Here is a 9812-nt window from a genome sequence, read left to right as displayed (position 1 = left end):
CTGCCTGGTGTTAGTCGAAAACACAGTCTTATGCCTACCCGTTATTGTAAGTGGGTGACTGTGTCCGGCGTTTCAGGGGGCTGCTCCACAGATGCGTATCGAGGCGCGCAGTAAGGTGTTCCTTCATGTGTTCCCTATGTGTCACAAGCATCCAGAATTTGACGAGTGTGTAATACGCGCCAAAGCTATAAAATTCGGGGCTTCGGCCGCAGAAGTGACGTGGCGTGTAACACGCTCTTTATGTTCCACTAGCCTTTTCTTTCGGGTTTTAAATCAGGATTCCGGGTACAAAGAGCGGGCCCGGCGAGGGTGCGAGCACAAAACGGGTACATGCCGGGGGCGAAAAGAGGGGCAACGTTGCGAAAAGTCGGCCCAAGCACGTTACTGCCATCAAAGCAGTGCGGTGCGAGGTGCAAGCCGTGTGCATTTGGAGGGCAGAACGTGTGCATCCTGAGCGACCGTGTGCAATCCGTGTGCGTTGTGTGTGCAAATAAACTGGCCGGCACGCTGAGGATTTGTGGCAATGCAGCTTCCGGGCCGCGGGCAAGCACCTCTCGATGCAGTGCTACAAGGTCGGTAGGCGGAATATGTCGGCGACGACGGCAATTATTCATAGGATTCCTTCTATCCACGTGGATCGTTGGAGTCGATTCGGCGGTCATCCGTGCGCGCCAGCGAGCGCTGCTGTTGCGGGTTTCTTTTTTGGTGCGATGGCAAGAGTTATCCTCAGCCGCCGGGCAAGTGAGGCGCATCTTGTTAACAATAAATAGCTATCTTGTTAGGGTGTCACTCAGGCACCAATTCCCGGCGAAATGATGTCAACTGGACACCGATGTGAATGTGTCAGGTATCTGCCTGACACGTATCAGGTAGATCTGTGTATAACCTCCTCCTGCCGCCGAGCCTCGATCTTTGTCCGCAACGACAGCAACATGTCGCGCATTTCTTCAGGCAGACAGGCGATATCCTGCGCATTGAAAACGACGGCGTTGCCACTGGCATGCGTGACGTTGACCTGCAACCGCTCGATCTGGACGATTCTTGACCCAGAGAAATCCCCTGAGACCAAGACGTTTTTCAGGTCGGCAGTGGCTGCTTTGATCGAAGAGGGGAGGTAGTCCCACGTTGCCACGGCCGCAGGGCGCCCAGCCCCATCTTGGATGCAAATCTTCTCGCGGAGCCGGTATTCGTTGCGTCGCCCCTTGCGGGTTCTCGTGATGTATCCGTTGACCTCGAGAGCTTCCAGCGAGCGGAGGACTTGGCTGCGGCTGATGCCGGATTCCATTACCAGGGTGTCGATGCCGGGAAAGGACTTCCCTGTTTCGAAATTTGCGTGGGCCTTGATCACCAGATAGACCGTGACCGCGTACGGCCCTATGCGCGCGATATCCCCCGTCGCGATCATCGAGTGAAACACATGGAACCATGTCGTTTCCGCGCGGAAGAATTCCCCCTGTCGTTCGTTCATGGCGGGGCTCACGGCTTTTGAACAGAGAACTGTTCGTCTATCAATCGGGCAATTGCTTCCGTGCGGAAGTAGATCCGTCGGCCGATGTGAACCTTGGTAGCGTTGATGTGCTGTGCCCAATTGGATCGTGACGTGCTCAGGCTGATGCGGAGTCCTTCCGGGCTGCGGTCAAGAATCTCCGCGAGTTGGTCCAGCGTCATCAAGACGGAATAGCGTTCCTTCAGGGTCGCGAGGGTGGCTGTCATAGGGAGTTCGATGGCATCTACAAATTACGGTTGGTATCTGTAGTTTTCGCTAGGCTGGGGTATATTGGTTCGTAAAATAAATACGCCGCTTCAGATGATGCTGCAGCCCGCCAAGACTATTGAGAATCCGCCGGATGTTCGCCTCGATCTAGTGTGGCCGAGGCGCGGCCGCCCGACCAAAACTGACGATGAGCGTTTTCGTGATCGCATTCGCACGATTGCCACGATGCATGCTCTGGCGTGGCGTGCGGAGAGTGTTCGCAACGCTAATCAATTCGCACAATGGTTCGACCGAACGATGGGGGAGCGGCATCCGCTTGTTTCGTGGGAGACTGCTCGCTCGGGAAAGTGGGCGAAGAACTTTGCGGGTGATGCGACCTTGACGAAAGCGTCGATTGATCACCTGCATGAGTTGTTTCCCGACGCCCGTTTCTATGATCCGCCGGATCCGGAGCGGAGACGGCGAGACGTCGAGTTGTTTTATCCCCCAGCGTCGGGGCGGCACCAGAGTGCTTGTGATCTGTTCGAGTTCGGGCCTGGCTATTTGTGGCGAGCTCTGTGGGGGTGTAAGGATGACCCCTCCGCACTGTGGGATATCTATGCGGGGTGTGACGATGGCGTCGCTTGGGGCGAGGGGGAGGAATTCGGCACAGTAGTTGGCGATCTTGAGATGAAGCTGTGGTCGAACTCTCGAGCGGGCGCGCGGATCGAAGCCGAGGATCTTGGCCGGGCGATCGTTCTTTATAGGCTTCAGTGGCAAGCTATGTACGGAGATTTCCAGACCGCCGTATCAATTCATTTGCTCCTCTGGCTCGCACTGGTGGAATGGTCGCCGTGGCTACAAATCGTCCAGATTTGGGATGATCTGCGAGAGTATTTTATGAACAGGGAGCAGGCGAACCTGGTCCTGTATCCCGAGTATCGAAAATTCCTTGAGGCAGTGCATGGCGGCGATCCGGAGTTCTTCGCCGTGGCCTATGCCAGCAATCCGTTTCTATTCAGGCCGAGCGAAGATGATCACTCGGCCATGTTGGCGAGTCTATGGGAATTAACGTCGGGGCGACGCAAGGGCATCTAATTTGCCGACGAGGTCTTCCGCACGGAGGTGGGTGTACCGCCGCAGCATCTGCATCGATTTGTGCCCGCTGATCGAAGCCACTTCCTGATCAGTTAGCCCAGCCTCGACTAGGCGGCTGACCGCCTCGTGTCGTAGATCATGGAAGCGGAAATCGACCAGGCCGGTGCGCTTCTTGAGGCCGTTCCAGATCTTGGTGAACTGATATGCGCGCCGCTTTCCGTCGCGGCCGGGCTCCCCGAAGAACACGAGATCAGTGTCGATCGGTCTGACGGGATTGGCGAGAGCGTTTTGCAGGACCGATGCGGCGAGCTTGGTCAGCGGCACCGTGCGGGCCGCATTGTTCTTGGTGTCCGTCAGTCGCACGACGCGCCGTTCCAGATCGACCTGGCCGCGGCGCAGTCCAAGTATCTCGGATTGACGCATGCCGGTTTCTATCGCGATGCGCACGATCCAGCCCAGCATCGGATTCGAGTGCTCATCTACGGCTGCGAGTAGCGCCGCTTGCTCGCGACCGGATAGACGTCGATTTCGCCCCTCGCCGGGACTGGGCTTACGTATGTTGGCGACAGGGTTGAAGATCAGCCCGATGTGCCATTCCTTGATCGCCACGTTGAACAGATGGCCGAGCAAGGCGAGCTCGAGGCGGACGGTGTTGTTGGCCTTGCCTTGCGCTAACCGATCGTCGCGATAGCGGCCCACGAGGTCGGGGGTTACGGCGGCAAGCGAATACTTCCCGAAGTGGGCCTTCAGTTCGCGGATGCGAGCGCCTTCTCGGCGCTGTGTGCTGACTTTCTTCGTGGGGACGATTTCCCGCTCGTAGCGGTCGAGTGCGTCGGCAACCGTGGTCTTCTCGGACGGCGCGCGCTGTATGAATACGCCGCGCACCATCTCGTCCTCGGTGCGTCGAGCCCAATCCTCGGCATCGCGCTTCGTGCGAAACGTCTTAGCGGCCGTCGGCCAGCCAACGCGCCGGATGGTCGCTTTCCAGGTGCCAGGGGGGGGTTTTGTCAGTGCTGCCATGGTGCTCCTTCCTTGAGGTCTGCACCGCGTATTGCACCGAAACTGCACCGCGAGAGGATCGTAAAAGAAATCGGCTCGCAGCGAACCAACAGGGCCGGAAGTGAAAAACCCCGGTAGATCAACGATCTACCGGGGTTTTGTATTTGGTGGCGAATCAGGGACTCGAACCCCGGACCTGCGGATTATGATTCCGTCGCTCTAACCGACTGAGCTAATTCGCCAACAGAAATAAAATTATGGGCAAGTTGAGCCAGCGTGTCAACACTTTTTTCCATTTTCCCGAAAAAAGTGTTGATGAGCCGATCCGGTCCACCGCCGGCGCATGATGACGGCGCCGGCGGCGGTCTTGCACATCAGTCCTGTGCGTAGATATTCGAGTCCTTCGTGTCCTTGACGAACAGCAGGCCGATCACGAAGGTGCCAAGCGCAATCACGATCGGATACCACAGCCCCGAATAGATATTGCCCTTCGCCGCGACGATCGCGAACGCCGTCGCCGGCAGGAAGCCGCCGAACCAGCCGTTGCCGATGTGATACGGCAGCGACATCGACGTATAGCGGATCCGCGTCGGGAACATCTCCACCAGCATCGCCGCAATCGGACCGTAGACCATCGTCACGTAGATCACGAGGATCGTCAGGATCACGATCGTCATCGGCCAGTTGAGCTGCGCCGGATCGGCCTTCGCCGGGTAGCCGGCGGCCTTCAGCGTCGAGGCGAGCGTCTTGTCGAACGCCGCGCCCTTCGCTTTCGCGTCGGCGACCTTGCCGTCGTACGCGTCGATTACGGTGTCGCCGACCTTGATCTGGGCGGTTGTGCCGGCGGGCGCCGCGACATTCTCGTAGTTCAGGCCGGCCTTCGCCAGCGCGGCCTTCGCGACGTCGCACGAGTTCGTGAACTTCGAGGTGCCGACCGGGTTGAACTGGAACGAACAGGTCGCCGGATCGGCGACGACGCTGATCGGCGCCTTTTGCGTGGCCAGTTCGAGCTGCGGGTTCGCGAAGTGCGTGAGCGCCTTGAACAGCGGGAAGTAGGTCAGCGCGGCGATCAGGCAGCCGGCGAGGATGATCGGCTTGCGGCCGATCCGGTCCGACAGCGAGCCGAAGAACAGGAAGAACGGCGTGCCGATCAGCAGGGCGATCGCGATCAGGATGTTCGCGCTTGCGCCATCGACCTTCAGCGTCTGCGTGAGGAAGAACAGCGCGTAGAACTGGCCCGTGTACCACACGACTGCCTGGCCGGCCGTCAGGCCGACGAGCGCGAGGATCACGATCTTCAGGTTCTTCCACTGGCCGAACGCTTCCTTGATCGGCGCCTTCGACGTCTTGCCTTCCGACTTGATGCGCAGGAACACCGGCGATTCATTCAGCTGCAGCCGGATCCAGACCGACACCGCGAGCAGCAGGATCGACGCGATGAAGGGCACGCGCCAGCCCCATGCGCCGAATGCCTCTTCGCCGATGAACGTGCGCACGCCGAGGATCACGAGCAGCGACAGGAACAGGCCGAGCGTCGCGGTCGTCTGGATCCACGCGGTATAGAAGCCGCGCCGGTGCGCCGGCGCATGTTCCGCGACGTAGGTTGCCGCACCGCCGTACTCGCCGCCGAGTGCGAGACCTTGCAACAGGCGCATCGCGATGAAGATCACCGGCGCGGCGATGCCGATCGTTGCGTAGCCGGGCAGGAAGCCGACGACGAACGTCGATACGCCCATGATCACGATCGTCACGAGGAACGTATGCTTGCGGCCGACGAGGTCGCCGAGGCGCCCGAATACGATCGCGCCGAACGGCCGCACCGCGAAGCCGGCCGCGAAGCCGAGCAGCGTGAAGATGAAGGCCGCGGTCGGGTTGATGCCGGCGAAGAAGCTCTTGCTGATATAGGCCGCCAGCGAGCCGGCCAGGTAGAAGTCGTACCATTCGAACACCGTGCCGAGGGACGACGCGAAGATCACCTTCTTCTCTTCGCCCGTCATCGGCGCGTGCGCAATTTGCCCGCCTAACGTTGCCATGAATCGTCTCCAAGTCCTTTGATGTAAATGTACGGCCGCCTCGGAGGCGAACCTGTCGACGATTATTGGCGCGCAAACTTACGGCGCACTGACTCGCGCACGCAAAACGATCGGGTGTTAACCCGGTCTCAATATCCGGCTTCTGGTGATGATTTTTCGGTAACGGTGCTTCAATTGCGCGCAAATTGCGTTTCCGCGTCGCGATGTTGCGGCGCACGTCAGGGTTATTCCGGGGCCGGTTCGTGCAAGGGCAGGGTGATGCGCACGAGCGTGCCGGCGAGGCGCGGCGCGTCCTGGTAGACGTGATCGTCGAGCGTCAGCGCGCCGCCGTGCTGCGTGACGATCTCGCGCACGATGGCGAGCCCGAGGCCGCTGCCGTCGCCGTCGCGGCCGAGGATCCGGTAGAAGCGCTCGAGCACGCGTTCTCGCTCGGCGGCCGGAATGCCGGGGCCGGTGTCCTCGACTTCGAGATGCACGGCGCGTGCGGGTCGGTCCGCGCGCACGCGCACGGTGATGCGTCCGCCTTCCGGCGTATAGCGGATCGCATTGTCGATCAGGTTGCCGAGCATTTCGCGCAGCATCAGCGGATTGCCGTCGACGTCGAGCGGCGCGTCGTCGTCCGGGCCTTCGTAGCCGAGATCCATCCGTTTCGCGAGTGCGGCCTGCACCCAGTCGCGCACGGCGCGCCGCGCGAGTGTCGCGATCTCGACGGGTTCGAACATCAGCCCGCTCGCGCGGTTCTCCGCGCGGGCCAGCGCGAGCAGCTGCGTGACGAGCCGTGCGGCCTGCCCGGAGCTCGTCGCGATCTGCTCGAGCGAGCGCTGCACGTCGGGCGACACATCATGGCGCAGCGCGAACTCGGCTTGCGTGCGCAAGCCGGCGAGCGGGGTTTTCATCTGGTGCGCGGCGTCGGCGATGAAGCGCTTTTGCAGCGCCATGTTCTGCTCGAGCCGCGCGAGCAGGTCGTTGAACGACGTGACGAGCGGTTCGATCTCCGGCGGCGCGCGCTGCGCCTCGACGGGCGACAGATCGTCCGGACGGCGGGCGCGGATGTGCACCTGCAGCGCATTGAGCGGCGCGAGCCCGCGCGACAGGCCGAACCAGACAAGCAGGATCGCGAGCGGCAGGATTACGAACTGCGGCAGGATCACGCCCTTGATGATGTCGTTCGCCAGCGCGTTGCGCTTGTCGAGCGTCTCGCCGACCTGCACGAGCACCGGTTGGGTGCCGCTCGTCTGCGGCAGCGCGACAGTTGTATACGCGACGCGGATGTCGTCGCCGCGCAGCAGATCGTCGCGGAACACGACGACGCCGGGCGGCGGACGATCGTCTTCGCGCGGGAGCGGCAGGTCCGCTTCGCCCGCGACGAGTTCGCCGCGCGTGCCGAGCACCTGGAAATAGACGCTGTCGATGTTGTCCGCGCGCAGGAAGTCGCGCGTCGCCTGCGGCAGCGTCAGCTCGGCGATGCCGTTGACCGGATGGATCTGCCGTGCGAGCACGTACGCGTTGGTTTCGAGCGCACGGTCGAACGGGCCGTTCGCGATCGTCTTTGCGACGAGATAGGTGACGGCGATGCTCATCGGCCAGAACAGCAGGAGCGGCGCGAGCATCCAGTCGAGGATCTCGCCGAACAGCGAGCGCGGCCGCGCGGCTTCGGGCGCATCGGTCTCGTCGGGCGGCGCGAACGGATTCTCGTAGCGTGCGTCGCGCGCGGTGTCGCCGGTCGGATGGCGCGAGCGGGCCGGCGTGGCCATGGCGGCTCGGCTCGCGCGTCAGCGCTGCGGCGTGCCGGCCGCAGCCGGTTGCGCGGCGGTGTCGGGCGCGCTGGCGGGGGCGGCTTTCTCGAGGCAGTAGCCGAGCCCGCGCATGGTGACGATGCGCACGCCGCTCGGCTCGATTTTCTTGCGCAGCCGGTGTACGTAGACTTCGATCGCGTTGTTGCTGACTTCCTCGCCCCATTCGCACAGATGGTCGACGAGCTGTTCCTTCGACACGAGGCGCCCGATCCGCTGCAGCAGCACTTCGAGCAGGCCGAGCTCGCGCGCGGACAGGTCGAGCACGCGATCGTTCGCATAGGCGGTGCGGCCGACCTGGTCGAATGCGAGCGAGCCGTGCCGCACGACGGTCGGGCCGCCGCCCGCGCCGCGCCGGGTCAGCGCGCGCACGCGCGCCTCGAGCTCGTTCAGCGCGAACGGCTTGGCCATGTAGTCGTCGGCGCCGAGGTCGAGCCCCTTGACGCGCTCGTCGACGCTGTCGGCGGCAGTCAGGATCAGCACGGGCAGGTTGGAGTTGCGGGCGCGCAGGCGCTTCAATACTTCGAGGCCGGGCATTTTCGGCAGGCCGAGGTCGAGGATCAGCAGGTCGAATGCCTGCATCGACAGGGCCGTGTCGGCCTCGACGCCGTTCTTCACGTGATCGACGGCATAGCCCGATTGGCGGAGTGACCGGGTGAGGCCGTCCGCGAGTATGCTGTCGTCTTCGGCGATGAGAATTCGCATGGGTTGCGTGACCGGTGGCCGGCGGGCGATTGCGCCGGCACGGCTGTCTCCGAAGTAATTCGTGTGTCGTGCAGCCCGCATTGCGGGCTTGCATAAAACACTGTTTTTTTATACAGTGTCTGAATTCGCCGTGTGCCAGCGGTATCGAACCCTGCGCACCCGTATCAGACGCTGCTCATCATAGCAAAGGACGATTCATGGAAGAAAGCAAGAAAGGCTCCGGGCTGACTGCCGAGAAGAGCAAGGCGCTGGCCGCCGCGCTCGCGCAGATCGAGAAGCAGTTCGGCAAAGGGTCGATCATGCGCATGGGCGACGGCGAGGCGGTCGAGGACATCCAGGTGGTGTCCACGGGCTCGCTGGGCCTGGATATCGCGCTCGGCGTCGGCGGTCTGCCGCGCGGCCGGGTGGTCGAGATCTACGGGCCGGAATCGTCCGGCAAGACGACGCTCACGCTGCAGGTCATTGCCGAACTGCAGAAGCTCGGCGGCACCGCGGCGTTCATCGACGCCGAGCACGCGCTCGACGTCCAGTACGCGGCCAAGCTCGGCGTCAACGTGCCGGAACTGATGATCTCGCAGCCGGACACCGGCGAGCAGGCGCTGGAAATCACCGACGCGCTGGTGCGCTCGGGCTCGATCGACATGATCGTGATCGACTCGGTCGCGGCGCTCGTGCCGAAGGCCGAAATCGAAGGCGAGATGGGCGATTCGCTGCCGGGCCTGCAGGCTCGCCTGATGTCGCAGGCGCTGCGCAAGCTGACGGGCACGATCAAGCGCACGAACTGTCTCGTGATCTTCATCAACCAGATCCGGATGAAGATCGGCGTGATGTTCGGCAACCCGGAAACGACGACGGGCGGCAACGCGCTCAAGTTCTACTCGTCGGTGCGTCTCGACATTCGCCGGATCGGCTCGATCAAGAAGAACGACGAGGTGATCGGCAATGAAACCCGCGTGAAGGTCGTCAAGAACAAGGTGTCGCCACCGTTCCGCGAAGCGATCTTCGACATCCTGTACGGCGAGGGCATCTCGCGTCAGGGCGAAATCATCGACTTGGGCGTGCAGGCGAAGATCGTCGACAAGGCGGGCGCCTGGTACAGCTACAACGGCGAGAAGATCGGCCAGGGCAAGGACAATGCGCGCGAATTCCTGCGCGAGAATCCGGAAATCGCGCGCGAGATCGAGAACCGCATTCGCGAATCGCTCGGCGTCGCTGCGATGCCGCAAGGCGCGGACGCAGCCGAGGCGATGGACGAAGAAGAGTGATGGTCAGGCACCGGGGTGACGCAGGCAGGCCGGACGGGCACGACGCGCACGATGCGCCGGGCGCTTCCGGCCGGCCCGTCGCGTCACCCGGTGCCGTCCGGCGGCTTGCGGGGCGCTCCGCAAGCCGTACCGAAACGAGGGCATCCGACGATGCCCTCGTTTCGTTTGAGGTAGCAGCACCGGTTGATCCGTTCGACGACGATGAGGCGTTCGATGCGCATGACCG

The 9812-nt window shown here is 62.4% G+C and carries 8 protein-coding genes, 1 tRNA gene and 1 pseudogene; 3 read left to right on the top strand and 7 right to left on the bottom strand.

Features of this window, described 5'->3' with window-relative positions; all coding sequences use genetic code 11:
* Positions 1-865 precede the first annotated feature (865 nt).
* Complete coding sequence (locus KH616_RS15665; RefSeq protein WP_292247831.1) at positions 866-1468, bottom strand: helix-turn-helix domain-containing protein; 603 nt, start codon at positions 1466-1468, stop codon at positions 866-868.
* An 8-nt stretch (positions 1469-1476) separates the two neighbouring features.
* Complete coding sequence (locus KH616_RS15660; protein ID WP_202821318.1) at positions 1477-1713, bottom strand: hypothetical protein; 237 nt, start codon at positions 1711-1713, stop codon at positions 1477-1479.
* A gap of 94 nt (positions 1714-1807) precedes the next feature.
* On the opposite strand from KH616_RS15660, the gene KH616_RS15655 reads away from it, so the two are divergent.
* Entirely contained in the window at positions 1808-2791 is a 984-nt protein-coding gene (locus KH616_RS15655) for a hypothetical protein (RefSeq protein ID WP_292247825.1), read from the top strand.
* Here the strand turns inward: KH616_RS15655 and KH616_RS15650 are convergent.
* The 5 genes from KH616_RS15650 to KH616_RS15630 all read right to left on the bottom strand — a co-directional run bounded on the left by KH616_RS15650 (position 2762) and on the right by KH616_RS15630 (position 8321).
* Entirely contained in the window at positions 2762-3811 is a 1050-nt protein-coding gene (locus KH616_RS15650; protein WP_292247823.1) for a site-specific integrase, read from the bottom strand. The genes KH616_RS15655 and KH616_RS15650 overlap by 30 nt on opposite strands.
* Positions 3812-3955: 144 nt before the next feature.
* Positions 3956-4032 (bottom strand) — tRNA-Met (locus tag KH616_RS15645).
* Positions 4033-4164: 132 nt separating this feature from the next.
* On the bottom strand, positions 4165-5823 hold the full coding sequence (locus KH616_RS15640) for an MFS transporter (protein ID WP_292247820.1): 1659 nt from the start codon (positions 5821-5823) through the stop codon (positions 4165-4167).
* 224 nt (positions 5824-6047) lie between these two features.
* Complete coding sequence (locus KH616_RS15635; protein ID WP_292247817.1) at positions 6048-7577, bottom strand: sensor histidine kinase; 1530 nt, start codon at positions 7575-7577, stop codon at positions 6048-6050.
* Positions 7578-7595: 18 nt separating this feature from the next.
* Positions 7596-8321: a response regulator transcription factor gene (locus KH616_RS15630; RefSeq protein WP_292247814.1), complete on the bottom strand. Its 726-nt coding sequence runs from the start codon at positions 8319-8321 to the stop codon at positions 7596-7598.
* A 197-nt stretch (positions 8322-8518) separates the two neighbouring features.
* On the opposite strand from KH616_RS15630, the gene recA reads away from it, so the two are divergent.
* Together recA and KH616_RS15620 are read left to right on the top strand one after the other, a co-directional pair.
* The gene (recA, locus tag KH616_RS15625; RefSeq protein ID WP_292247811.1) at positions 8519-9586 is read left to right on the top strand and encodes a recombinase RecA; all 1068 of its coding nucleotides are present in this window, start codon (positions 8519-8521) and stop codon (positions 9584-9586) included.
* Positions 9586-9812: pseudogene (locus tag KH616_RS15620) on the top strand (recombination regulator RecX); the annotation flags it as partial. The gene recA and the pseudogene KH616_RS15620, both read left to right, overlap by 1 nt.

It is taken from the genome of Burkholderia sp. (assembly GCF_018375725.1).
Taxonomy (GTDB): domain Bacteria; phylum Pseudomonadota; class Gammaproteobacteria; order Burkholderiales; family Burkholderiaceae; genus Burkholderia.
This window is presented reverse-complemented; position numbering and strand designations above follow the sequence as displayed.

Bases quoted from the DNA above. Each gene is read 5' to 3' on its own strand.
- KH616_RS15635 (WP_292247817.1), bottom strand. From the start codon at position 7,577: ATGGCCACGCCGGCCCGCTCGCGCCATCCGACCGGCGACACCGCGCGC.
- KH616_RS15655 (WP_292247825.1), top strand. From the start codon at position 1,808: ATGATGCTGCAGCCCGCCAAGACTATTGAGAATCCGCCGGATGTTCGC.
- KH616_RS15650 (WP_292247823.1), bottom strand. From the start codon at position 3,811: ATGGCAGCACTGACAAAACCCCCCCCTGGCACCTGGAAAGCGACCATC.
- KH616_RS15665 (WP_292247831.1), bottom strand. From the start codon at position 1,468: ATGAACGAACGACAGGGGGAATTCTTCCGCGCGGAAACGACATGGTTC.
- recA (WP_292247811.1), top strand. From the start codon at position 8,519: ATGGAAGAAAGCAAGAAAGGCTCCGGGCTGACTGCCGAGAAGAGCAAG.
- KH616_RS15660 (WP_202821318.1), bottom strand. From the start codon at position 1,713: ATGACAGCCACCCTCGCGACCCTGAAGGAACGCTATTCCGTCTTGATG.
- KH616_RS15630 (WP_292247814.1), bottom strand. From the start codon at position 8,321: ATGCGAATTCTCATCGCCGAAGACGACAGCATACTCGCGGACGGCCTC.
- KH616_RS15640 (WP_292247820.1), bottom strand. From the start codon at position 5,823: ATGGCAACGTTAGGCGGGCAAATTGCGCACGCGCCGATGACGGGCGAA.